Origin of the sequence: Streptomyces sp. Tu 2975, from assembly GCF_009832925.1 — a bacterium.
Taxonomy (GTDB): Bacteria; Actinomycetota; Actinomycetes; order Streptomycetales; family Streptomycetaceae; genus Streptomyces.
The window spans coordinates 5,747,779-5,772,650 of sequence record NZ_CP047140.1 but is presented as its reverse complement, the minus strand read 5'-3'; the positions used below and the strand labels follow the sequence as shown (position 1 = coordinate 5,772,650).

Here is a 24,872-nt window from a genome sequence, read left to right as displayed (position 1 = left end):
GGCGGTGGCCGGTTCGCGCCGTCGGGTCAGGACGGCAGCCGGAGCGTGATCGCCGACTGGAGCAGTTCGGGCGTGGTCCACTCGGAGCGCGTCCCGGCGTAGGCGGAGCCGAACACCGTGGTGGTCAGCAGCCGTTGCTTACGGGTGCCTTCCGGGGCGGTGACGGGTGCGGCGACACCGGAGGGCGCCTTGACGGTGACCGTGCCGCCGATGCGGTAGGCGGTGACCCTGCCGTCCGCGAGCGCCCGCTCCCACGCGGCGCGCCGCTGGAGTTCCGTACCGGCCTCCCGCTGGCGGGGGTTGACGACCGGGGCGCTGTCGGCGAACAGGCCACGGTAGTCGGCCAGCACCCTGTCGAGCACGGGGTACAGGAGGCGTTCCTCGGCGAGGTTGGACTGGTGCACGTAGTGCGGGCGGGGATCGTTGGCGACGACGTGGCCGAGGGCGGTGCGGGCCTCCTGCGGGACGATGTACGAGGCGTAACCGGTCGTGGTGTCGAGCGGTTCCGGCAGGCAGGTGGAGGCGGGGTTGGTCTCGCAGACTCCGCTGCCGCCGTCGGCGGCGGCCGTGTAGATCCAGTTGTACTCGTCGGTCATCTCGGCCGCGGTGCCCACGTTGTAGTACACGTTCATGGGGTGCCGTGGCACGGTCTGCGCGGCGCCGACCGGGCGCTGCCGCGGCTCGCGGGAGTTGTCGCTCGCGATCCACTTCACCCCGTTGTCGGCGAGGGCGCCGGCGAGGTGCGGGTTGTCCACCGGCTGCTGCGGCAGGGTCTTCAGGCCGGAGTGCTCACCGGTGACGAGTTCGGTGCGGTCGACGGGGAGGCCCTTGCGCACGGCCCAGTCGTGGTTGTCGCGGATCTGCGCGGAGATTTCGGCACGGCCGACCCAGCGGGTGTTGCCCGCGGTGTCCGTCGCGCACTTCCAGGGCACGGTGGACGCGTCCTGCACACAGCCGAGGAACGGATGCGTGTAGGTGTGGTTGATCCAGCGGTACTGCGCCTTGTCGGCGAGCAGCCGGTCGGTGAGCGGATCGCTGCCTCCGTGCTCCGCCTTCCACTCCTCGCCGGCGCCCGCGTTGTGGACCATGTCGAGGGTGAACCCGGCGCTCCGCTGCCAGGCGGCCGCGTGCGCGGCGTCGGCAGCGGTCATCCGGATCGGCGCACCGGCCCCTTCGCCGCCGCCCGGGCAGTCGATGTCGCCGGGGGTGCAGTCGCGGACGGTGTCCCAGCGGGCGTCGGGCGCGAAGACGTCGTCGATGTGGACGGAGAAGTAGTTGCGGCTCTGCCCGAGGTGGACGCCCTGGGTGAGCCATTCGACGATGCCGCGCGCGAGCACACGGAACTGCCGCTGGTGGCGGTTGTACGCGAAGGTCACCACCAGCTCGCGGCGGCCGTCGTGCGTGTACTCGCCGATCAGGCTCGCGCGGGCGGAGCCGTCGCCGACGGGTGCGTCGAGGAGGCTGGTGAATCCTTCCCGGGGGCGGCCCGCGTAGCCGTAGCTCTCGGCGACGAGCGGCGAGTTGTCCTCGAAGGTGACGGGCCCGTCGAGGTAACCGAACACTCCGGAACGCCCGGCGGCGGTCACCGCGCTGCGCGCGCCGTCCAGCACGCCGGCGTAGCCGCCGTTGTCGACGTACTCCAGCCCGACGCCCGGGTGGGACCAGGTGTAGGCGTCGACCTGGCGGATCCCGAAGGTCCGCTCGTACGCGAAGAGGGCGGCGTTCTCCGCGGCCCCGGTGGTGGTGTCCGCCCCGAACGGGTCCTCGTCGGGCACGACGACGCCCTGGAACCTGGCGCGCGGGCGTCCGTCCACGGTGTCGCTGAGGAAGGAGGCGTCGACCCGGGGCCGGGCCGGGTCGTTCAGGTCGAGCGTCCGGTGGGGCACTCCCGTGCCCGCCAGTTCGGAGACGATCGCGTCGACGGCCGCGCTCCCGTCGTCGACGACGAGCACCACGAGGTCGATGCGCGGCACCGTCGCGGCGGCCGCCTGTGCGGCGGGCAGGATCCCCGCCAGCGTGACGGCGGCGGTCGCGGCGACGAGGATACGGCCGCCCGCCGCGCGGCCGGGGCGCGGCCGGGCGCGCCGCTTCCCGGCGCCTCCGGACCCTCCGCCGTTCCCGAGGGCCCCTGTGGCGCCCCGGCGGGCGCGGGCGGGCCCGCCGGCACGCCCGCGGCGGTCAGCCGCCGAGGCCGTCACGTCCCCACCGAACGTCTGCGCCTCGGGGCGGCGGCCGACGACGGCCTCGCCGCCGGCCGGACGGTCGGCGCCGCCGGACCCGGTCCCGGACCGGCGTCCCGCCTCGCGCGCACGCTGCTGCTCCATGTGACTCCCCCCTCGCACGCTTCCCCAACACCTGGCAGACGTAGGGAAGTTCCGTGCCGATGACACGACGGGACCCACGCCCCGTCGCCCGAATGTGGTGAGTGTGGCCGAGTGGTGCCGACCTCCGGGCGAAACATGAAAGAGACACCACGCACGAGTGAACCGCCGCCGCCGTGAGCGATACATACGGCCGCGCGTAGGCTCTTGTCCGGTGTGGGGTGTCGATCCGCCCTCGCCGCACCCTCGGAACTCAACGGAAGCGAGATTTCACCACCGTGACTGCTCTCACTCTCAGCACTGCAGGCGCTGCGACGCTGCGCGCCGACGCCCTTGTCGTCGGCGTGGCGAAGGGCGCCAAGGGCCCGGTGGTCGCGCCGGGCGCCGAGGCCGTGGACAAGGCGTTCGACGGCAAGCTCGCCTCCGTCCTGGAGACCCTCGGCGCCGGCGGTGGCGAGGGCGAGATCACCAAGCTCCCCGCGCCGTCCGGCCTGAAGACCCCGGTCGTGGTGGCCGTCGGTCTGGGCGCGGCCCCTGAGGACGGCGAGGCGTACGGCGCCGAGGCGCTGCGCCGCGCGGCCGGTGTCGCGGCGCGTGCGCTGTCCGGCACCAAGAAGGCCGCTTTCGCGCTGCCCATAGAGTCCGTGGAGGACGCGGAGGCCATCGCCGAGGGTGCGCTGCTCGGCGCGTACGCCTTCACCGCGTACCAGGGCACGGCCGACGCGAACGGCGCGAAGAAGCCGCTGGCCGAGGTCGCCCTGCTGGGTGCCAAGCCGCGTGACAAGGCGTTCAAGGCCGCCGCCGAGCGCGCGGTCGCGCTCACCGAGGAGATCAACCGCGCCCGCGATCTGGTCAACACCCCGCCGAACGACCTCACCCCCGAGGCCTTCGCCGCCGTGGCCACGGCCGCCGGCAAGGAGCACGGCATCAAGGTGCAGGTGCTCGACGAGAAGGCGCTCGCCAAGGGCGGCTACGGCGGCATCCTCGGCGTCGGCCAGGGCTCCCAGAACCCGCCGCGCCTGGTCAAGCTCTCCTACACGCACTCCAAGGGCGCCAAGACGCTCGCGCTCGTCGGCAAGGGCATCACCTACGACTCGGGCGGCATCTCCCTGAAGCCGGCCGGCCACAACGAGACGATGAAGTGCGACATGAGCGGCGCGGCCGCCGTGTTCGCCGCTGTCGTCGCGGCGGCCCGCCTGGGCCTCGCCGTCAACGTCACCGGCTGGCTGGCCCTCGCCGAGAACATGCCGTCCGGCTCGGCAACCCGCCCCGGCGACGTGCTGCGCATGTACAGCGGCAAGACGGTCGAGGTGCTCAACACCGACGCCGAGGGCCGGCTGGTGCTCGCGGACGCGCTGACGAGGGCGTCCGAGGAGAACCCGGACGCGATCGTCGACGTGGCGACGCTGACCGGTGCGATGGTGCTGGCGCTCGGCAACCGCACGTTCGGGATCATGGCGAACGACGACGCGTTCCGTACCTCGATCCACGAGATCGCCGAGGAGGTCGGCGAGGCGTCCTGGCCGATGCCGCTCCCCTCGGAGCTGCGCAAGGGCATGGACTCGCCGACCGCCGACATCGCGAACATGGGTGAGCGCATGGGCGGCGGCCTGGTGGCCGGCCTGTTCCTGAAGGAGTTCGTGGGCGAGGGCATCACCTGGGCGCACCTGGACATCGCGGGCCCCGCGTTCCACGAGGGCGCGCCGTTCGGCTACACGCCGAAGGGCGGCACCGGGTCGTCGATCCGCACGCTGGTGAAGCTGGCGGAGCGGACCGCCGCGGGCGACCTGGGCTAGCGGACCGTATCGGCACGGGGGGCGGGTGGGGCCGCGGGCGCCGCTGCGCGGCGCCTCTTCCCCGCCCCGCCCCCGTGCTGCAGGCCCGCCTTCATTACGTCCCGGTAACGGGGAAAAGCGCTCAAGCTCACCATCTCAAGCTCCGGCCCCGCGTCCCGCCGTCCGTCAACAAGTGCGAAGATGGGTTCTCGGCAGGACAGGGCCCCCACCACAGGGCCGAAGAGACAGCGGCCGAACACCAGCCGACCGGCCGGTCATCTCCCGAGACGGGGGCCCGGCGAACGGCGCACATGCATGGAGGACGTGACGTGGCGAACGACGCCAGCACCGTTTTCGACCTAGTGATCCTCGGCGGTGGTAGCGGCGGTTACGCTGCGGCGCTGCGCGGAGCTCAGCTGGGCCTGGACGTCGCACTGATCGAAAAGAACAAGCTCGGCGGCACCTGCCTGCACAACGGCTGCATCCCCACGAAGGCTCTGCTGCACGCCGGCGAGATCGCGGACCAGGCTCGTGAAGCCGACCAGTTCGGTGTCAAGACCTCTTTCGAGGGCATCGACATCGCCGGCGTTCACAAGTACAAGGACGAGGTCGTCTCGGGCCTCTACAAGGGTCTGCAGGGTCTGGTCGCCTCCCGCAAGGTGACCTACATCGAGGGTGAGGGCCGGCTGTCCTCCCCCACCTCCGTCGACGTGAACGGCCGCCGCGTGCAGGGCCGCCACGTCCTCCTGGCGACCGGCTCCGTGCCGAAGTCCCTGCCGGGTCTGGACATCGACGGCAACCGCATCATCTCCTCGGACCACGCGCTGGTCCTGGACCGCGTGCCGAAGTCCGCGATCATCCTGGGCGGCGGCGTCATCGGCGTCGAGTTCGCCTCCGCGTGGAAGTCGTTCGGCACCGACGTCACCGTCGTCGAGGGCCTCAAGCACCTCGTGCCGGTCGAGGACGAGAACAGCTCGAAGCTGCTCGAGCGTGCCTTCCGCAAGCGCGGCATCAAGTTCAACCTGGGCACCTTCTTCGAGAAGGCCGAGTACACCCAGGACGGCGTGCGCGTCACCCTCGCCGACGGCAAGACCTTCGAGGCCGAGGTCCTCCTGGTCGCCATCGGCCGCGGCCCCGTTTCCCAGGGTCTCGGTTACGAGGAGCAGGGCGTCGCGATGGACCGCGGCTACGTCCTGGTCGACGAGTACATGCAGACCAACGTGCCCACCGTCTCCGCGGTCGGTGACCTGGTCCCGACCCTCCAGCTCGCGCACGTCGGCTTCGCCGAGGGCATCCTGGTGGCGGAGCGGCTGGCCGGTCTGAAGACCGTCCCGATCGACTACGACGGCGTGCCGCGGGTGACGTACTGCCACCCGGAGGTCGCCTCCGTCGGTATCACCGAGGCCAAGGCCAAGGAGATCTACGGTGCGGACAAGGTCGTCGCCCTGAAGTACAACCTGGCGGGCAACGGCAAGAGCAAGATCCTGAAGACCGCGGGCGAGATCAAGCTCGTCCAGGTCAAGGACGGTGCCGTGGTCGGCGTCCACATGGTCGGTGACCGTATGGGCGAGCAGGTCGGTGAAGCTCAGCTGATCTACAACTGGGAGGCTCTGCCGGCCGAGGTCGCGCAGCTCATCCACGCGCACCCGACGCAGAACGAGGCGCTCGGCGAGGCCCACCTGGCCCTGGCCGGCAAGCCGCTGCACTCCCACGACTAGTCAGTTACGGGCGCGACAGACCACTTCCGCACATCGTTAAGGAGCAACTGAAACCATGGCGGTTTCCGTAACCCTTCCGGCGCTCGGTGAGAGCGTCACCGAGGGCACTGTCACCCGCTGGCTGAAGGCCGAGGGAGAGCGCGTCGAGGCCGACGAGCCGCTGCTCGAGGTGTCGACCGACAAGGTCGACACCGAGATCCCCGCCCCTGCCTCCGGTGTCCTCGCGTCCATCAAGGTCGCCGAGGACGAGACCGTAGAGGTCGGCGCCGAGCTGGCCGTCATCGACGACGGCAGCGGCGCCCCCGCTGCCGCCCCGGCCCCCGCCGCTGCCGAGGCCGCGGCTCCCGCCCCGGCTCCGGCCGAGGCGCCCGCGCCCGCCCAGGAGGCGCCGCAGGCCGCGCCGTCCACCGAGGCTGCCGCCCCGGCTCCCGCCCCGACCGCGGAGGCCGCAGCCGGCGGTGGCTCCGCCGAAGGCACCGACGTGGTCCTCCCGGCGCTCGGCGAGAGCGTCACCGAGGGCACCGTGACCCGCTGGCTGAAGGAGGTCGGCGAGGAGGTCACCGAGGACGAGCCGCTGCTCGAGGTCTCCACCGACAAGGTCGACACCGAGATCCCGGCCCCGGCTTCCGGCGTGCTGCTGGAGATCGTGGTCGCGGAGGACGAGACGGCGGAGGTCGGCGCCAAGCTGGCCGTCATCGGTGCGAAGGGTGCGGCTCCGGCCGCCGCCCCCGCCCCGGCCGCTGCTCCGGCCCCCGCGCCGGCGGCCCCCGCCCAGGCTCCCGCGCCCGCCGCTCCGGCCCCCGAGCCGGCTCCGGCACCCGCGGCCGCCCCGGCACCGGCTCCGGCCGCGCCGGCTCCCGCGCCGGCCCAGGCCCCGGCGGCTCCCGCCGCCCCGGCTCCCGCGCCGGCCCAGGCCCCGGCGGCTCCTGCCGCCCCGGCCGCGCCCGCCGCCGTCGAGGCGAGCGACGCGTACGTGACCCCGCTGGTCCGCAAGCTCGCCGCCGAGAACGGCGTCGACCTCGGTTCGGTCAAGGGCACCGGCGTCGGTGGCCGTATCCGTAAGCAGGACGTCATCACCGCCGCGGAGGCCGCCAAGGCCGCCGCGCAGGCGCCCGCCGCCGCTGCCGCCCCGGCCGCGGCCAAGGCCCCGAAGCTCGAGGCGTCCCCGCTGCGCGGCCAGACGGTCAAGATGACCCGCATGCGCAAGGTCATCGGCGACAACATGATGAAGGCGCTGCACGACCAGGCGCAGCTGACCTCGGTCGTCGAGGTCGACATCACCAAGCTGATGAAGCTGCGTGCCCGTGCGAAGGACTCGTTCGCGGCCCGTGAGGGCGTCAAGCTCTCCCCGATGCCGTTCTTCGTCAAGGCCGCCGCCCAGGCGCTGAAGGCCCACCCGGTCGTCAACGCCCGGATCAACGAGGCCGAGGGCACCATCACGTACTTCGACTCGGAGAACATCGGCATCGCCGTGGACTCCGAGAAGGGTCTGATGACGCCGGTCATCAAGGGTGCGGGCGACCTGAACCTCGCCGGTATCGCCAAGAAGACCGCCGAGCTCGCCGGCGCCGTGCGCGCCAGCAAGATCACTCCGGACGACCTCGCCGGTGCGACCTTCACGATCAGCAACACCGGCTCGCGTGGTGCGCTGTTCGACACGATCATCGTGCCGCCGAACCAGGTCGCCATCCTGGGCATCGGTGCCACGGTCCGCCGTCCGGTGGTCGTGAACCACCCGGACCTCGGTGAGACGATCGCGATCCGCGACATGACGTACGTCGCGCTCTCCTACGACCACCGTCTGGTGGACGGCGCCGACGCCGCCCGCTACCTGACGGCCGTCAAGCAGATCCTGGAGGCCGGTGAGTTCGAGGTCGAGCTCGGCCTCTGAGCGGCACCGCTGTAACCAGCCTCACCTGCTGCGCCCCCGCCCGGGAGTACTTCCGGGCGGGGGCGCAGCCGTATTGTCTAAGGGCCACAGGTCGACGCGGCTTTAAGGAGCGCTCCATGACCATCCCCGTCGTCCACTCGCTGCGCGATCAGATCCGCGAGCACATCGTGGAGGGGATCGTCAGCGGGCGCTGGAAGCCGGGGGAACGGATCGTCGAGCGCCGGATCGCCACCGAACTCGAGGTCTCCCAGACGCCGGTGCGTGAGGCGCTGCGCGAACTGGAGTCACTGCGGCTGATCGAGTCGGCGCCCAACAAGGGCGTACGGGTGCGGAATCTGACCGCGGCGGACCTGGAGGAGAGCTACCCGGTCCGGGCGGGTTTGGAGCAGATCGCGGCCGAACTGGCCGCGGTGCGCCTCGCGGAGGACTGCGCGACGCTGGAGCCGCACGTGGCGGCGCTGTACGAGGCGGACCGGACCGGCGACTCTGCGGGGCAGGTACGCCACACCGTGGCCTTCCACCGGGAGTTGGTCAGGGCGGCGGGCAACGGCGTCCTTCTGCACACCTGGGAAGGGCTGGGGATCGAGGTCTTCACGGCACTGTCGATCCGCTGGCTGGGCACGGTGCAGAAGTCGTACGCGGAGGAGCACCAGGACCTGGTGGAGGCCTTCCGCCGACGTGACCCGGAGATCGGCTCACTGGTGAAGGCGCACGTCCTCGGCTGCGCCCCGCGCGCGTAGGCGGGTCACAGCCGGTCCCCCGCCCGTAGCTCTTCGCACGCTGCGCCGGCCTGCAGCCTTCTCCAGGCAGCCGCACGCCTGGGGTCGGGCCTGCTCGAACGGGCACTTACGCGCCCGATTAGACCCTTTCGTCGCGGCACAGCGTGCCCACTTTTGAGGCACCCGATGCCAATTTCACCCCAGGCTTTGATCGATCATCGATCAGAGACTTACAGTCGTCACCGGGTCCACCAGACCCGTCGCCCTGTCCTGCCAGACACGGCACCCCCTTATCTCAACCCCCCTCCTGTCCGGAAGGCGGCGATCATGACCGACCCCGTAGGCAAGCTTCCGAGCGAGCTCGACCAGCTCCCGGACCGCGACGCCGAGGAAACCGCCGAGTGGGCGGCGTCCCTCGACGCCGTCGCGGAGCACGCAGGCCCGCACCGCGCCGCGTATCTGATGCGCCGCACGCTCCAGCACGCCGAGAAGGCCGGTGTGGCCCTGCCCCGCCTGCTGGAGACGGACTACGTCAACACCATCCCGACCTCCGCCGAGCCCGCCTTCGACGGCGACGAGGCGATGGAAGCCCGGATCACCGCCTGGAACCGCTGGAACGCCGCGGCCATGGTGACCCGGGGCGCCAAGCACGGCGTCGGCGGCCACATCGCCACCTTCGCCTCCGCGGCCTGGCTCTACGAGACCGGCTTCAACCACTTCTTCCGCGGCAAGGAGGGGGACGGCTCCGGCGACCAGCTCTACATCCAGGGCCACGCCTCCCCCGGCATCTACGCCCGCGCCTTCCTCGACGGCCGCCTCACCGAGGACCACCTCGACAACTTCCGCCAGGAGGCCGGCGGCAAGGGCCTCCCCTCGTACCCGCACCCCCGCCGGCTGCCCTGGCTGTGGGAGTTCCCCACCGTCTCCATGGGCCTCGGCCCGCTGTCCGCGATCTACCAGGCGCGGTTCAACCGCTACCTCCAGGGACGCGGCATCAAGGACACCTCGAACTCCCACGTCTGGGCGTTCCTCGGTGACGGCGAGATGGACGAGCCCGAGTCGACCGCGGCACTCGCCCTCGCCTCCCGTGAGCAGCTGGACAACCTGACCTTCGTGATCAACTGCAACCTGCAGCGTCTCGACGGCCCGGTCCGCGCCAACTTCAAGATCGTGCAGGAGCTGGAGGCCCAGTTCCGCGGCGCCGGCTGGAACGTCGTCAAGTCGCTGTGGGGCTCCGCCTGGGACGAGGTGTTCCAGCTCGACACCACGGGCGCCCTGGTGCGCCGGCTGCGCGAGGTCCCGGACGCGCAGTTCCAGACGTACGCGACCCGCGACGTGGCCTACATCCGTGAGCACTTCTTCGGTGCGGAACCCGCGCTCGTCGAGCTCGGGAAGCTCCTCACCGACGCCAAGATCGCCGAGTGCTTCCACACCTCCCGCGGTGGCCACGAGGCCCGCAAGGTGTACGCGGCGTACCGCGCGGCGCTCGCCCACAAGGGTGCGCCGACCGTGATCCTCGCCCAGACGGTGAAGGGCCACACCCTCGGCAAGGGCTTCGAGTCCAAGAACGCCAACCACCAGATGAAGAAGCTGACGATCGACGAGTTCAAGGGCATGCGTGACCTGCTCGGGCTCCCGATCGCGGACAGCGCCTTCGACAGCGGTGTCGTGCCCTACGGCCACCCAGGCGCCGACTCCCCCGAGGTCCGCTACCTCCAGGAACGCCGCGCGGCCCTCGGAGGCCCCGCCCCGGCCCGCCGGGTGCACGCCTCAGCGCCGCTGCCCCAGCCGGAGGAGCGCGCGTTCAAGGCGCTGCACAAGGGCTCCGGCAAGCAGGAGATGGCCACGACCATGGCCTTCGTCCGCCTGGTCAAGGACCTGATGCGGGACAAGCAGACGGGCCGCCGCTGGGTGCCGATCGTCCCGGACGAGGCCCGCACCTTCGGTATGGAGTCGCTGTTCCCCTCCGCCGGCATCTACTCGCCGATGGGCCAGACGTACGAGCCGGTCGACCGCGACCAGCTGATGTACTACAAGGAGGCCAAGGACGGCCAGATCCTCAACGAGGGGATCACCGAGGCCGGCGCCATGGCCGACTTCATCGCCGCCGCCACGTCGTACTCGACGCACGGCGAGACGATGATCCCGTTCTACATCTTCTACTCGATGTTCGGCTGGCAGCGGACCGGCGACCAGATGTGGCAGCTCGCCGACCAGCTCGGCAAGGGCTTCATCGTCGGCGCCACCGCGGGCCGCACCACGCTGACCGGTGAGGGCCTCCAGCACGCGGACGGCCACTCGCACCTGATCGCCGCCACCAACCCGGCGTCGCTCAACTACGACCCGGCGTTCGCGTACGAGATCGCGGTGATCGTCAAGGACGGCCTGCGCCGGATGTACGGCGAGAATCCTGAGGACGTCTTCTACTACCTCACGGTCTACAACGAGCCCAAGCCGCAGCCCGCCATGCCGGAGGGCGTCGAAGAGGGCATCGTCAAGGGCCTGTACCGCTTCAAGGAGGGCGCTGCCGGCGCGGACGCGCCGCGGCTTCAACTGCTCGCCTCCGGTACGGCGATCCACTGGGCGCTCGAGGCCCAGCGGCTCCTGGCGGACGACTGGAACGTGGCCGCCGACGTCTGGTCCGCGACCTCGTGGGGCGAACTGCGCCGCGACGCGCTCGAGGCCGACGCGGCCCTGCTCCGCGGCGAGCAGCGCACCCCGTACGTCACCCAGGCCCTGGAGGGCGCGCCCGGCCCGGTGCTGGCGGTCTCCGACTGGATGCGGCAGGTGCCGGACCAGATCAGCCAGTGGGTGGAGCAGGACTGGTCCTCGCTCGGCACGGACGGCTTCGGCCTGTCGGACACGCGTGACGCGGCCCGCCGCCACTTCGGTGTCGACGCGCAGTCGATCACGGTCGCGGCCCTGGCCCAGCTGGTGAAGCGCGGTGAGGTCCCCGCCTCGGCCGTGAAGGAGGCACGCGAGCGCTACGGCCTGTAGGCCTCGCCTCCGGACGAACAGGGGGCGGCGGACCGTCGGCCCCTGTTCGTTCGGGTGGTCCCCGGTCACACCACCACGGTCATTCGGCCGCGTGCGTGCCGGGGGGCGTCGGATCCGTCTCGTGCGGGTGCTTGCGCAGCCGGAGAATGGCGGCGATCAGTCCACCCCAGACGATGACGATGGCGATGACCATCATGACGATGGCGCTGGCGGACATCAGTGGTCCTTCCGTTCGGCGGGCGCTTCCATGTCGAGATCCGGGTTCTCCCCGCCGGCCGGCCAGGGCAGGAACGCGAGGATCACTCCGATGAGAAGCGCTCCGACGGCGACGCTCCAGCCCGCGGAGAGCAGGAAGCCGGTCGAGTAGCCCTCGTAGTTCTCATCGAACTCCGCCCGCAGGCTGTCGACCATCATCCAGCCGAGCACGATGGGCGTGACGACCCCGAGACAGATCCGCCACCAGACGCCGAGCCGGATGGCCGAGGTCGCGTTCGCGTTCTGCTGGAGCGACGGGAGCTGTCGCAGCACCCAGACGATGACGACGAGCGCGACCAGCGCGGCCAGCGCGATGCCGTACTGGTTGATGAAGTGGTCGGAGGCGTCGAGCAGGAAGATTCCGGACTCGGTCGGGAAGAGCAGGATCGAGACCAGCGCGATCAGGCCGCCGACCCCGAACACGGCCGGCAGTCGGCCCATTCCGGTGCGGTCCTGCACGGCGGAGACCACCACCTGCACGATGGAGATCAGTGAGGTGAGTCCCGCGATCACCAGCGACCCGAAGAACAGCACGCCGAAGAGGCCGCCGAGCGGCATCTCCGAGATCACGGCCGGGAAGGCGACGAACGCCAGCCCGATGCCCGCGGTGGCGACCTCGTGGACCCCCACGCCGGCAGCGGCCGCCAGATGGCCGAGGGTGGCGAACACGCCGATACCCGCGAGGATCTCGAACGAGCTGTTGGCGAAGCCCGCGACCATCGCCGACCCGGTCAGGTCGGACCGGCGGCCCAGGTACGACGCGTAGGTGACCATGATGCCGAAGCCGATCGACAGCGAGAAGAAGATCTGCCCGTACGCGGCGACCCAGACGCTGCCGTTGCCGAGTTCGGACCAGTTCGGGGTGAAGAGAGCGTCGAGCCCGTCGGCCGCGCCGTCCAGCGTGAGCGCGCGGATCACCAGCGCCGCGAACAGGACCCCGAGCAGCGGGATGAAGATCTTGTTGGCCAGTTCGATGCCGTTCCGGATGCCGAACGCCAGGATGACCAGCACGACCACCCACACGGCGAGGAGCGGCCACAGCACACCGGACACGAAACCGTCCATGAAACCAGGCGTCTCCGGAGCCCGGAGGAAGTCCCCGAAGAGGAACGCCTCCGGGTCGTCACCCCACTGCTGCCCGACGGAGAAGCCCATGTACCGCACGGCCCAGGCGATGATGACGGCGTAGTAGGTGGCGATCACGAACGAGATGACGACCTGCCACCATCCGATGGTCTCGGCGGGCCGGGCCATCCGCCGCAGGGCGACGGGCGGCGACATCCGGTACTTCCGCCCGATCGTGTACTCCATGATCAGCAGGGGAATCCCCGCGGTGAGCAGGGCCACCAGGTACGGCAGCAGGAAGGCGCCGCCGCCGTTCTCGTAGGCGATGGCCGGGAATCGCCAGATATTGCCGAGTCCGACGGCCGAACCGATCGCGGCAAGCAAGAATCCGGTGCGGCTCGACCATTGTTCACGGGGTTGCTCTGTCAGTTGCTGAGCCATCTGCCGTCCTTGGGGTCTTCTCTTGAATGTCCAGAAGCGACCTGAAGGCACGCTAACGCGAAGTGGGTGCTTCGGCGCTTTCCGTGGCGTACGGCGCGCGGCGGCGCGGCTGGGACGCTTGACCTTGACACCGTGTGAAGCCGTGCACTGGGAGACGTCATGTTCACCATCGGAGACTTCGCCAGGCACGGCCGTGTGTCGGCCCGCATGCTGCGTCACTACGACGCGGTCGGGCTGCTGCGTCCCGAGCACACCGACCCTTTCAGCGGCTACCGCTACTACTCCGCGGCCCAGCTCGCCACGCTCAACCGCGTCATCGCCCTCAAGGACCTCGGCTTCACGCTTCAGCAGGTGCGGCAGATCCTCGATGAGAAGGTGACCACGGAGGAGCTGCGCGGGATGCTCAGGCTGCGGGAGGCGGAACTGCGGGAGGCGATGGCCGCGGCGGCCGCCGGGCTGGCGCAGGTCGAGGCGAGGCTCCGGTCGATCGAGAGCGAGGGTCGTATGCCCACCCAGGACGTCATGATCAAGAGCACCCCGGCGGTCCGCGTCGCCGAACTGTCCGCCGTCGCCGCCAGTTACGCCCCCGAGCACATCGGCCCCGTGATCGGCCCGATGTACGACGAGCTGTTCTCCCGGCTGAAGGCCGCCGGTGTCACGCCGGCCGGACCCGGCATCGCCTTCTACGAGGACGCGCCGGACGGCGACGGCATCGTGGTGCACGCCGGGTGCGCCGTCTCCGCGGAGACACGGCCGGGAACGGACATCGAGATCACCGAACTCCCCGCCGTGGAGCGGGCGGCGACGATCGTGCACCGCGGCCCCATGGACACGATCATGCCCACCGAGCAGAACCTGGCCCGCTGGATCGACGCCGGCGGCCACCGCTCGGCCGGCTACGCCCGCGAGGTGTACCTGGAGTGCCCGCCCGACAAGGAGAAGTGGGTGACGGAGCTCCAGGTACCGCTTGCCCCCGCTGCGCGATGATGGGGGCATGCGCGCTGCCCGGCTGATCAAGATGGTTCTGCTGCTCCAGTCGCGGCCCTCCATGACCGGCGCCGAGCTCGCACGGGAGCTGGAGGTCTCCGAGCGCACGGTCACCCGCGACGCGCTCGCCCTGTCGGAGGCCGGGGTCCCGGTCTACGCCGACCGTGGGCGGGCCGGCGGATACCGGCTGATCGGCGGGTACCGCACCCGGCTCACCGGTCTGGGGCGCGACGAGGCGGAGGCCCTGTTCCTGTCCGGGCTCCCGGGCGCCCTGCGCGACATGGGACTGGAGGACGCGGCGTCCGCGGCACGTCTGAAGGTGTCCGCGGCGCTGCTGCCCTCGCTTCGGAACGCGCCCGAGTCCGCGGCCCGGCGCTTCCACCTCGACGCCCCGGCTGGTACCAGGAACCGAAGACCCCGGAACTGCTGCCGGTCCTCGCGGAGGCCGTGTGGGACGACCGCCGCGTACGGGCCACGTACCGTCGCAAGGACACCGAGGTGGAACGGCGGCTGGAACCGTACGGGCTCGTGCTGAAGGCCGGCGTCTGGTACCTGTGCGCGCGGGCGGACGGCACGCTGCGGGTCTACCGCATCGACCGGTTCTCGTCGGTGGAGGCGGACGGGGAGCGGTTCGAACGGGACGAGGACTTCGAGCTGGCCGCGTTCTGGCAGGAGCGTGCCGCGCAGTTCACCCGGTCGATCCTCCGCGCGGAGGCCGTCGTCCGCGTGACCGAGGACGGCGCGCGCCGGCTGCCGTACGTGACGGACCGTGGCGCCGCCGAGGAGGCGCTGGCGGCGGCCGGTCCGCCGGACGGCCGGGGGCGGGTGACGCTGACGCTGCCCGTGGAGTCGCCGGACGTCGCGTACGGCCAACTGCTGTCGCTGGGGCCCGAGGTGGAGGTCCTCGGGCCGCCGGAGCTGCGGGCCCGCTTCGCGCGGGCGGCGGCCGCGCTGCGTGACCTCTACCGGTAGTTCTCCACCGCCGGTGTGCCGCCCGCCTGTTCGGCCAGCATGTAGCCCCAGACGTCCGGCCGGCTGCCGTCCGCGTCCGTCACGCCGTACTCCCTTGCCAGTCGGCCGCTGTCGAGGGACAGGCCGTTCCAGCGGGACCGCTCGGGGTCGGCGACGAGCGCCGCGACGCCTCTGGCGAGGTACACGGGCGATTCGGACAGGGCCCAGTGCTTCTGCTTGTCGATGCCGTCGCGCCAGTTCTCCTCCGTGAGGCCGAAGATGTCGAGCATCTCCTCGGAGCGGATGAAGCCGGGGGTGACGGCAACGGCGGTGCAGCCGACGCTCTTCAGTTCCTCGCCGAGGATGAAGGCCATCCGGATGGGGCCGTTCTTGGCCAGGTCGTAGTAGAAGTTCTCGCGGAACCCCTTGTTGGTCTCCGCCGTGCCGTCGGTGACCTCCACGACCAGGCCGCCCGGCTCACGCACCAGCAGGGGCAGTGCGATGCTGCTGGTGATGATGTGGCTCTTCACGCCCAGGTCCAGCATCCGCAGCCCGCGTTCCAGGTCGACGTCCCACATCCGGGTGTCGAAGTCGAGCAGGAAGTTTCCGCCCCAGAGGTCGTTGACGAGCACGTCCAGCCGTCCGTGGTCACGTTCGACGCGCCGGACCAGTGCCCTCACCTGCTCCGGGTCGAGGTGGTCGGTGGGCACGGCGATGCCCTCGCCGCCGGCCGCCGTGACCAGTTCGGCGGTCTCCTCGACGGTCTCCGTGGGGCGGCCGACCTCGCTCACGCTGGTGCGCGTGGTCCGGCCGGTCACGTAGACGGTCGCGCCCGCGGCGCCGAGTTCCACGGCCATGGCACGTCCCGCGCCCCGGGTGGCGCCCGCTACCAGTGCGATCCTGCCGCCGAGCGGCTTGTTCGTCGTCGTCATGAGCCGACCGTCGCACGGAAACCGGACACCTTCTGTCGGGCTTGGGCCGACCGGAGCCACCGTATTGCGAAACAGCCGCGTTTCGGCATGCTCCGCGTGCGACGGCCCCTGCCAACCACGATGCTTGACCCGTGATGGACGAGACGGAGTTCTGGGAGATCATCGACAGCACCCGCGAGGCCGCCGAGGGCGACCCCGAGGAACACGCGGAGCTGCTCGTCGAACGGCTGCTGCAGCTCGACCCCGACTCCGTGCTGGACTTCGCACGGCACTTCGAGGCCCGCTACAACCGCGCCTACCACTGGGACCTGTGGGGCGCGGCGGCCGTCCTGCTCGGCGGGGCGAGCGACGACGCTTTCGACTACTTCCGCTGCTGGCTCATCGGACAGGGCCGGGAGACCTTCGAGAGCGCGGTGCACGAACCGGACGCCCTGGCCGAGCTGCTGGACGATTTCGACGAGGACATCGACGGCGACGGCGAGGAACTGGGCTACGCCGCCGACGAGGCGTACGAGCAGCTGACCGGCGCCGACGCGCCCGACCTGGGGATCCCCGTGCAGTCGGCGGAGCCGGCCGGCACGCCCTTCGACCTCGACGACGACGCGGTGCTCGCCGAACGCTTCCCGCGGCTCTGGGAGCGGTTCGGCAGCGACTGACGGGCCGTCGGACCCGGGCCGGGGCGTTCCGGACCGGTCACCCGTTTGTCCCGGGCGGGAAGCCGCCGCGACCGGGCCGGACTTCAATGAGCCCATGTCGCGACCGCCGGCCTCCACCGTCACACCCGCCCCACGTCGCAGCAAGGGGCTGCTCCGGCGCATTGGCGAGTGGTGCGCGCGCCACTTCGTGACGGTGCTCGTTCTGTGGCTGGCCGCCGTGGTCGGCCTTCAGGCCCTGGACCGGGCGTACGGCGGCGACTACTCCGACGACTTCGCACTGCCGGGCACCCAGTCCCAGGACGGCCTGGACGTGCTCAAGGCACACGACCCGTCCGCCGGCGGCTACGGCGCGCAGATCGTGCTCCACGACTCGGCGAAGCCGCTCACCGACGTGAGCAGCCAGATGTCGACGGCGGTGACCGCCCTCGGGAAACTCCCCCATGTGCTCTCGGCGCAGAACCCGCTGCCCGCCCCCGGAACAGAGCCTCCGAAGCCGCCGGCCGGCACCCCGGACGTCGGGCCGCTCTCCGCCGACGAGAAGACGGCCTACATCACCGTCCGGTTCGACGTCCAGCCCTCCACACTCGGCGACTCCTATCTGGACCTGGTGGACTCGGCCGTGCAGCCGCTGCGCGCCGCCGGGGTGGACGTGGAGTACGGCGGCACTCTCGGCGAGTTGGCCCGGCCGGAAGCCGACGACCGGACCAGTGAGGCGATCGGTTTCGCGGTGGCGATCCTGGTGCTGCTGATCGGCTTCGGCAGCATCCTCGCGGCGGTACTGCCCCTGGTGACCGCCCTGATCGCGGTGATCTGCGGACTCGCCCTGCTGGGGCTGCTGGCCGCTGCGTTCACCTTCGCCACCGTCTCGCCCACTCTGGCCACCATGATCGGGCTCGGGGTGGGGATCGACTACGCGCTGTTCCTGGTCACCCGTCATCGCCAGAACCTGATGAACGGCCGTGACCCGGTGGCGGCGGCCGGCCGGGCCACGGCCACCAGCGGCAGGGCCGTGCTGGTCTCCGGCTGCACGGTCGTCATCGCGCTGTCCGGGCTGTGGGTGTCCGGCATCGGTTTCATCGGCAAGCTGGGCCTGGCGGCCGCCGTCACCGTCGTCACAGCTGTGCTCGGGGCGCTCACCCTGGTGCCCGCCGTGCTCGGGCTGACGGGCCGGTGGATCGACCGGCTGCATGTGCGAAGGCCCGTCGCGGAGACCGACGCCGGGCCGGGCGAACAGGCCCAGGGCGCCTGGCACCGGTACGCACAGCGGGTGGAGCGCCGCCCGTGGTGGTTCCTGGCCGGCGGGACGATCGTCCTGGCCGTGCTCGCGGTGCCGCTGTTCTTCATCCAGCTCGGGCACATCGGCGACGGCGCCGACCCGAAGTCGTTCACCGACCGGCGGGCGTACGACCTCATGTCGACGGCTTTCGGACCCGGTTCCAACGGGCCGTTGACGCTGGTCATCGACCAGTCCGACGTGCCGCAGTCGGACCGGTCGGCGCTGGCCACGCAGGCACAGAACGCGCTCACGAACGTGCCCGACGCCGCCACCGTGACCCCGCTGAAGGCCACCTCCGACGGCGATGTGCTGATCGCCACGGCGTACTCCGTCGCCGCGCCGCAGGACGAACGGACCACGCACCTGACCGACCACCTGTCCGACGACGTGCTGCCGGAGGCGGTGAAGGGCACCGCCGCCCGCACCTACGTCACCGGGACGACCGCGGCGCAGGTCGACTTCCTCGACATCGTCTCCAGCCGGCTGCCGCTGATCATCGCGGTGGTCGTCGGTCTGGCGTTCCTCGTGATCCTGGTCGTGTTCCGCGGTGTCCTGGTCGCCGTGAAGGCGGCCGTGCTCAACGTGCTGTCCATCGCCGCCGCGTACGGCGTGGTCGTGGCCGTCTTCCAGTGGGGGTGGGGCGGACCGGCGCTGGGCGTGTCGGGCGAGGTGCCGATCGAGAGCTATGTGCCGATGATGATGTTCGCCATCGTCTTCGGTCTCAGCATGGACTACGAGATCTTCCTGCTCTCCCGCGTCCACGAGGCGTGGCTGGAGACCGGCGACCCGAAGGCGAGTGTGGCGCACGCACTGGAGATCACGGCCCGCGTCATCACCTGCGCCGCTCTGATCATGGTCAGCGTGTTCGCCGCCTTCATCCTCAGCGACAACATCGTGGTGAAGATGCTGGGCCTGGGACTCGCAGCAAGCGTGCTCATCGACGCGACGATCGTCCGGCTGCTGCTCGTACCCGCCGCGATGACGCTGTTGGGCAGAGCGGCTTGGTGGACCCCCGGTGGCTCGACCGGCTGTTGCCGCACCTGGACACCGAGGGTGAAGGGCACGCGTCCGGCGGCGGGCCCGCCCGGCGGGTGTGAGGGAGCGGGCCTCCCGGCAGGGCACGGTGCCTGGCGCGGCGGCCTACCCGGTGCCTGTGAGGGTGCGGCCCATCAGCACGTCGTCCACATAGCGTCCGTCGAGGTGGAACTCGCCCGGCAGTACCCCCTCGACCACGAAGCCCTCCGCCACGTACAGCGCCCGCGCCGGCGCGTTGTGGGCGAGCACCCGCAGGGTGATGCGCACGGCTCCCTGCCGCCGGGCCTCGTCGCACGCCGCCCGCAGCAGCGCCCGCCCGACACCGCGGCCGCGGGCCCGCTCGGCCACGGCGAGGCCCTGGATCTGGCGGACATGCCGGTTGCAGGCGAGCGGGGTCGGCGGGGCCACCCGGATGTAGCCGAGGATCGCCCCGTACCCGTCCTCGGCGACGAGGAACTGCTCAGGGCGGTGGCTGGCGTCGAAGAACGAGTCGTACGGCGGCTGCGGCCGTGGGGTCACGGCGTGCAACGGCGACCAGGCGGCGCGGTCCAGCTCCCCCAGCTCCGCGTCGTCGTCACGTCGTGCGGGGCGTATGTGCGACTCGGGCATGGGGCCACTGTGCCATGTCGGACCACCGGGGCAGGATGGGCCCATGCAGAGAACCCGAATTGCCGTCACCGGCGCCTCCGGGCTCATCGGCGGGGCGCTGGTGAACTCCTTGCGCGCGGACGGGCACGAGGTGGTGCGTCTGGTGCGGCGCCCGGCGAGCGCCGGGGACGAGGTCCACTGGGACCCCGCACGGCAGTACGTCGACGTGGCCGGTCTGATCGGCTGCGAGGCCGTGGTGCATCTCGCGGGAGCCGGGGTGGGCGACCGTCGCTGGACGGACGCGTACCGCAAGGAGATCCGCGACAGCCGCGTCCTCGGCACGGCGGCGATCGCGGAGGCCGTGGCGTCCTTGGACGTGCCGCCGCGGGTGCTGGTGAGCGGCAGCGCGGTCGGCTACTACGGCGACACGGGCGGCCGGCCCGTGGACGAGGGCGCGCCGCCCGGGGAGGGGTTCCTGCCCGGCGTGTGCGTGGAGTGGGAGGAGGCCACGGCCCCGGCGCAGGAGGCGGGTGTCCGAACGGCTCTGGCCCGTACGGGACTTGTGGTTGCGCGGCACGGGGGCGCCTGGGGCCGGATGTTCCCGCTCTTCAAGGCGGGGCTGGGCGGCCCGCTGGGCGGCGGCCGGCAGTACTGGAGCTTCATCGCGCTGCACGACACCGTGGCGGCGCTGCGGCACATCATCGACACCGAGTCCCTGTCCGGCCCGGTGAACCTGACGGCCCCCGAGCCGGTGACCAACCGGGAGGCGACCAGGGCGATGGGCCGGGTGCTGCGCCGTCCCACGCCGTTCGCGGTGCCGGCGCCGGCCCTGCGGGTGGTGCTGGGCGGGCTGGCGGAGGACGTCCTGAACAGCGGGCGGGTGCTGCCGGGTGTCCTGCTGGGGTCGGGGTTCCCGTTCGCCTTCCCGCGCATCGACGACGCGATCCGGGCGGCGCTGCGCTAGGGCCTTTCGTTCGGATCAGGCCGGATCAGGGAGCGGGGCCTGGTGCCTGCCAGGGCCCGCGAGCCCGGCATGATCCGAACGAGAGACCCTGGATGTATTGACCTGGACCGTGTCCGGGCGGGCGGGGGCGCGGCGTGCGCCCCCGCGCTCCGGTGCTCCGCGATGTGCGCTACCTCAGGCGACCGCCTACCTCTTTAGTCTCGAACCGAACTCGGGTATTCCTCGGTCCTGTTGGGGGCATGAGCTCCCCACCAGCCGCGCCGACCTCGGGGAGGGGCACGTGCTCAGCACCGCTCATGATGCGGATGTCGTCATCGTCGGGGCCGGGATCGCCGGACTCTCGGCGGCCCACCGGTTGACCAGTGCGGGTGTCACGGTCAACGTCCTGGAGGCCGCCCCTGTGGTGGGCGGCAGGATGGCCACCACGCAGCTCGACGGCTTCCGGCTCGACCGGACAGGCCAGTTGCTCTGTACCGCGTTCCCGGAGCTGCGCCGCACCGCGGTGCTCCGGGACGCCGATCTGCGGATGTTCTCGCCCGGTGTGCTGGTCCACAGCGGGGGCCGGCTGCAGCGGACCGGCGAGGTGGGGAACGCCGGGCGGTGGGGTTCCTCCCCCGCGAGGCGGGGTGCGGGGCGGGGATCGCCCCCGACCGCCCAGGGCGCGGGGGTCGCATTCTCCGTCGCGCGCGCCCTCGCGAGCGCCCCTCGGCCCCGCCAGCTCGACCAGGCACGGCTGGCCGCGTCCCTGGCGCGGTTCGCCGCGACACCCGTCGACCGTCTCCTCGCCCGCCCTGAACGGTCCGCCGCCGAGGCGCTGTTCGGGCGCGGCCTGCCCGCTCGCACGGTGGACGGCTTCCTGCGTCCGCTGCTGTCGGCGCTGCTGGGCGACCCGGATCTGACCGGCACGTCCAGCCGTTGCGCGGATCTCGTACTGCGCGGTTACGCGCGCGGCCGTCTGTGCGTGCCGGCGGGCGGCGCGGCGACCTTGCCGGAGCTGATGGCGGCGGGGCTGCCGGCCGGGGCCGTACGGACGGGCGTGCGGGTGACCGACGTCGCGACGACGTCCGTGACCACGGAGGAGCTCGGCGAGATCCGCTGCCGCTCCGTGCTGCTGGCGACGGGTGCACGGGCGGCGGCCGGGCTGCTGCCGGGGCTGCGGGTGCCGTCGTTCCATCCGGTGACGGTGGTGCACCACACGGCGCCCGAGTCCCCGCTCCGGGAGCCGTCGCTGGTGCTGGCCGGGGACAGGAACGGACCGGTGTCGCACACGGCGGTGATGAGCGAGGTCGATCCGTCGCGCGCCTCCGACGGGCGCGTGCTGATCTCCTCGACGCTGCTCGGCACACCGCCGGAGGACCTGGACCGCCGGGTGCGGCGGCAGCTGGCGAATCTCTACAGCAGGGCGACGGACGACTGGGAGCTCCTCGCCGTCCACCACGACCCGGAGGCGGTGCCCGCGATGCCGGCGCCGCACGATCTGCGCCGCCCGGTGCGGGTGCTGTCCGGTCTCTACGTCTGCGGCGACCACCGCGACACGGGCACGGCGCAGGGTGCCCTGTTCTCCGGGCGGAGGGCGGCGGACGCGGTGCTGAGCGACTTCGGTATCCGGCCGGGATGTGCGGCGGCGGCGCTGACAGCGGCGGCCTGAGGCCCGGCAGGGCCGTGTGGGCACCGGCGGGCGGGGCCGCCACCCCGCCCGCCGGCCCGACGTCAGCCCAGGGCGGCCACCCGGTCGCGGTAGGTCCGGACCGGTGCCGCGTCGCGGTACGGCTCCAGCCGGCGTTCGAACTCGCGGACGTACTCGGTGGCCCGCACCGACCGCATCTCGGACGCCTGGAGCGCCGCCTCCGCACCCAACGCGCACGCCTGGTCCAGCTCGCCCAGGCCGAGCCGGGCGGAGGCCAGCACGATCCGGCAGAAGAGCCGGCTGCGGGCGAAGGCGGGGGCGCGCAGCTGGAGGGAGCGTTCCGCGTGCTGCACGGCGCTGCGGTACTGACGCAGGTCGCGGTGGCAGTGGCTGAACTCGTCCGCCAGCTGCGCCTCGTCGAAGGCGCGCGCCCAGTGCGGCACGTCGTCCCCCGGCCGGGCGGCCTCCAGCGCGCGCTCGGCCCGTACGAGCGCGGCGGTGGACGCCCGCGCCTCGCCGAGCACCGCGTGCCCGCGGGCCTCCGCGCAGTGCAGCAGCGCCTGGACCGGTGGCGGGGCCGACGGCCCCACCCCTTGCTGGGCGACCCTGGTGAGTTGCACGGCCTCCCGGCCGTGTCCGAGGTAGACGGCCTGCCGGCTCATGGTGACCAGCACGTACGACCCGTACGCCCGGTCCCCCGCCGCCTGGGAGAGCCGCAGCGCCTGGACGAAGTACCGCTGGGCGAGTCCGTGGGCCGCGATGTCGTACGAGGTCCAGCCGGCCAGTCTGGTGAGGTCGGCGGCCGCGGCGAACAGGCGCCGCCCGGTCGTCTCGCCGTACGTGCCGCGCAGCATCGGCTCGGCCTCGTGCTCCAGGTAGCGCACAAGGGCCTGCCGGGCGTGCCCGCCGCCGTAGGCGTGGTCGAGGGCGCGGAAGAGTTCGCCGACGGCACGCAGCGCCGCGATGTCACCGCCGGAGACCTTCTGTCCGGGCCCCCGGTCGCCGGCGCCACGCTGCCGTGGGACGGCGACCCTCGGGCCCTGCTGCGGCACCCGGCCGGAGCCGGGGTGCGTCTCGCCCCGGCCCACGCGCTCGTCGGCTCCGCCGATCAGCCAGTCCCGGCTGGGCACGACCAGTCCGGCCGGCGTGAATGCGATCTTGCGGAGCTCCGCGTGGCTGCCCGAGTCCTTGCGCCACAGGCCGCTGACGATGTCCACGGCCTCCTCCGGGGTGGCGGCGAACTCCAGCCCCGCGTAGACGGGGGCGCAGGCGTCGAGCCCCAGGTCCTGGGCGGACAGCCGGCGGCCGAGTCTGCGGGTGAACACCTCCGCGATCAGCGCGGGCGTCGTCCCGCGCGGTTGCTGTCCCCGCAGCCATCGGGTCACGGAGGTCTTGTCGTAGCGCAGGTCGAGGCCGTGCTCGAGGCCCAGCTGATCCACCCGGCGGGCGAGGCCGGCGTGGGAGAACCCGGCCTCCGCGATGAGCGCGGCGAGCTGCCGGTTGGGGGTGCGCGGGGTGGTCCGTTCCGTCATCGGTTGTGGCGTCTCCTGCCTTCCGGGCCGGGAGCAGCCCATGGGGGTACCTCCTGGGGTCCCCCCAGGCGTAGCGCTGAGGGAGAAGCTCTGGGGGAGGAACGGCGCGAATTTAGCGGCCATCCACAGCTGTTCCGCCACCTTCGCCCTATATTCATCCGATCGTGTGAGGATTGACGGCACCGCTGGACCGGGGAGCTGACGGTCCGCCCTGCCCGGCCGTTCGGTTCCGGCCCGCCGTACAGTGGCTGGGGCCCGGTCATCACCGGGCGGAGGTTCGAGGGAGGCACAGCCGTGAGTGACCTGCGGTTCGTCCGACTGGGGTTCGGCGACGAAGCCGTCGAGTACCAGGAGGCATGGCAGAAGCAGCGCGAAGTCCACGCCGCCCGCTTCGCCGACGAGATCCCCGACACATGCCTGCTGCTGGAGCACCCGCCCGTCTACACGGCCGGCCGGCGCACCGAGGACAGTGAGCGGCCCCTGGACGGGACGCCCGTCGTCGACGTGGACCGTGGCGGGAAGATCACCTGGCACGGCCCCGGCCAGCTGGTGGGCTACCCGATCCTGAAGCTGCCCCGCCCCGTGGACGTCATCGCGCACGTACGCCGTCTCGAGGACGCGCTGATCCGCACCTGCGCCGAGTTCGGCGTGGAGACCAGCCGGCTCGAGGGCCGCAGCGGTGTCTGGGTGCTCGGCGACCCCGTGGAGCAGCGCCCGGCCGCCGGCGGCCTCTCTCTGGACTTCGACCCCCGGCTGACGGACGAGGAGTTCGACCCGCGGCTCAACGGCCCCGAGTACGCCCCCTCCAACGCCGGCCAGCGCCGCGAGGACCGCAAGCTCGCGGCGATCGGCATCCGTATCGCCAAGGGTGTGTCGATGCACGGCTTCGCCCTGAACGTGAACCCGGACAACACCTGGTTCGACAAGATCGTGCCGTGCGGCATCCGGGACGCGGGAGTCGCCTCGCTCGCGAACGAGCTGGGCCGCGACATCACCATCGCCGAGGTGCTGCCCGTGCTGGAGCGGCACCTGCGGGAGGTGCTGGAGAACGCGGAGCCGCGCCCCCGGGAGATCGTGCGTGACGCGGTGCCCACCACGGCACCCGAGGCGGAGAAGACGCCCGTCTGAGCCGGGGTCCCCGG

General features: G+C 71.9%; 16 protein-coding genes and 2 pseudogenes. 12 read left to right on the top strand and 6 right to left on the bottom strand.

Annotation, left to right across the window (positions count from 1 at the left end; all coding sequences use genetic code 11):
• Positions 1-26: 26 nt before the first annotated feature.
• Positions 27-2,324 carry a hypothetical protein gene (locus GLX30_RS25595; protein WP_244258284.1) on the bottom strand — a complete coding sequence of 766 codons (2,298 nt, stop codon included), beginning with the start codon at positions 2,322-2,324 and terminating at the stop codon, positions 27-29.
• 275 nt (positions 2,325-2,599) lie between these two features.
• Between GLX30_RS25595 and GLX30_RS25590 the strand changes: the two genes are divergently transcribed.
• The 5 genes from GLX30_RS25590 (at position 2,600) to aceE (ending at position 11,421) form a co-directional block, all read left to right on the top strand.
• On the top strand, positions 2,600-4,117 hold the full coding sequence (locus GLX30_RS25590) for a leucyl aminopeptidase (protein ID WP_159692739.1): 1,518 nt from the start codon (positions 2,600-2,602) through the stop codon (positions 4,115-4,117).
• A gap of 308 nt (positions 4,118-4,425) precedes the next feature.
• Positions 4,426-5,814 carry a dihydrolipoyl dehydrogenase gene (gene lpdA, locus GLX30_RS25585; RefSeq protein WP_159692737.1) on the top strand — a complete coding sequence of 463 codons (1,389 nt, stop codon included), beginning with the start codon at positions 4,426-4,428 and terminating at the stop codon, positions 5,812-5,814.
• Positions 5,815-5,869: 55 nt separating this feature from the next.
• Positions 5,870-7,705 carry a 2-oxoglutarate dehydrogenase, E2 component, dihydrolipoamide succinyltransferase gene (sucB, locus tag GLX30_RS25580; protein WP_159692735.1) on the top strand — a complete coding sequence of 612 codons (1,836 nt, stop codon included), beginning with the start codon at positions 5,870-5,872 and terminating at the stop codon, positions 7,703-7,705.
• A gap of 116 nt (positions 7,706-7,821) precedes the next feature.
• Positions 7,822-8,445 carry a GntR family transcriptional regulator gene (locus GLX30_RS25575; protein ID WP_159692733.1) on the top strand — a complete coding sequence of 208 codons (624 nt, stop codon included), beginning with the start codon at positions 7,822-7,824 and terminating at the stop codon, positions 8,443-8,445.
• Between the two features lie 306 nt (positions 8,446-8,751).
• Positions 8,752-11,421, top strand: a complete 2,670-nt coding sequence (aceE, locus tag GLX30_RS25570) for a pyruvate dehydrogenase (acetyl-transferring), homodimeric type (RefSeq protein WP_159692731.1) — start codon at positions 8,752-8,754, stop codon at positions 11,419-11,421.
• Positions 11,422-11,500: 79 nt separating this feature from the next.
• Here the strand turns inward: aceE and GLX30_RS25565 are convergent, their stop codons facing one another.
• A complete protein-coding gene (locus GLX30_RS25565; protein WP_159692729.1) occupies positions 11,501-11,638 on the bottom strand; it encodes a methionine/alanine import family NSS transporter small subunit in 138 nt (45 codons plus the stop codon).
• Positions 11,638-13,170, bottom strand: a complete 1,533-nt coding sequence (locus tag GLX30_RS25560) for a sodium-dependent transporter (RefSeq protein ID WP_159695244.1) — start codon at positions 13,168-13,170, stop codon at positions 11,638-11,640. The genes GLX30_RS25565 and GLX30_RS25560 overlap by 1 nt, the downstream gene beginning before the upstream one ends.
• Positions 13,171-13,341: 171 nt before the next feature.
• Here GLX30_RS25560 and GLX30_RS25555 point away from each other — a divergent pair, with 171 nt between their 5' ends.
• Together GLX30_RS25555 and GLX30_RS25550 are read left to right on the top strand one after the other, a co-directional pair.
• On the top strand, positions 13,342-14,169 hold the full coding sequence (locus tag GLX30_RS25555; protein WP_159692727.1) for a MerR family transcriptional regulator: 828 nt from the start codon (positions 13,342-13,344) through the stop codon (positions 14,167-14,169).
• A gap of 7 nt (positions 14,170-14,176) precedes the next feature.
• A pseudogene (locus tag GLX30_RS25550) lies at positions 14,177-15,141 on the top strand (WYL domain-containing protein).
• Here the strand turns inward: GLX30_RS25550 and GLX30_RS25545 are convergent.
• The gene (locus GLX30_RS25545; protein ID WP_159692725.1) at positions 15,132-16,052 is read right to left on the bottom strand and encodes an SDR family oxidoreductase; all 921 of its coding nucleotides are present in this window, start codon (positions 16,050-16,052) and stop codon (positions 15,132-15,134) included. The pseudogene GLX30_RS25550 and the gene GLX30_RS25545 overlap by 10 nt on opposite strands.
• A gap of 134 nt (positions 16,053-16,186) precedes the next feature.
• On the opposite strand from GLX30_RS25545, the gene GLX30_RS25540 reads away from it, so the two are divergent.
• Both GLX30_RS25540 and GLX30_RS25535 read left to right on the top strand, forming a co-directional pair.
• Complete coding sequence (locus tag GLX30_RS25540; RefSeq protein ID WP_159695243.1) at positions 16,187-16,708, top strand: DUF4240 domain-containing protein; 522 nt, start codon at positions 16,187-16,189, stop codon at positions 16,706-16,708.
• Between the two features lie 94 nt (positions 16,709-16,802).
• Positions 16,803-19,081, top strand: a pseudogene (locus GLX30_RS25535) (MMPL family transporter).
• A 43-nt stretch (positions 19,082-19,124) separates the two neighbouring features.
• Here the strand turns inward: GLX30_RS25535 and GLX30_RS25530 are convergent.
• On the bottom strand, positions 19,125-19,628 hold the full coding sequence (locus tag GLX30_RS25530) for a GNAT family N-acetyltransferase (RefSeq protein WP_159692723.1): 504 nt from the start codon (positions 19,626-19,628) through the stop codon (positions 19,125-19,127).
• 43 nt (positions 19,629-19,671) lie between these two features.
• Between GLX30_RS25530 and GLX30_RS25525 the strand changes: the two genes are divergently transcribed.
• Both GLX30_RS25525 and GLX30_RS25520 read left to right on the top strand, forming a co-directional pair.
• On the top strand, positions 19,672-20,571 hold the full coding sequence (locus tag GLX30_RS25525; protein WP_159692721.1) for a TIGR01777 family oxidoreductase: 900 nt from the start codon (positions 19,672-19,674) through the stop codon (positions 20,569-20,571).
• A 280-nt stretch (positions 20,572-20,851) separates the two neighbouring features.
• Entirely contained in the window at positions 20,852-22,219 is a 1,368-nt protein-coding gene (locus GLX30_RS25520; RefSeq protein WP_159692719.1) for an NAD(P)/FAD-dependent oxidoreductase, read from the top strand.
• Between the two features lie 62 nt (positions 22,220-22,281).
• Here the strand turns inward: GLX30_RS25520 and GLX30_RS25515 are convergent, their stop codons facing one another.
• A complete protein-coding gene (locus GLX30_RS25515; RefSeq protein WP_159692717.1) occupies positions 22,282-23,730 on the bottom strand; it encodes a regulator in 1,449 nt (482 codons plus the stop codon).
• Positions 23,731-24,024: 294 nt separating this feature from the next.
• Here GLX30_RS25515 and lipB point away from each other — a divergent pair, with 294 nt between their 5' ends.
• Positions 24,025-24,858: a lipoyl(octanoyl) transferase LipB gene (lipB, locus tag GLX30_RS25510; RefSeq protein WP_159692715.1), complete on the top strand. Its 834-nt coding sequence runs from the start codon at positions 24,025-24,027 to the stop codon at positions 24,856-24,858.
• Positions 24,859-24,872: the final 14 nt, after the last annotated feature.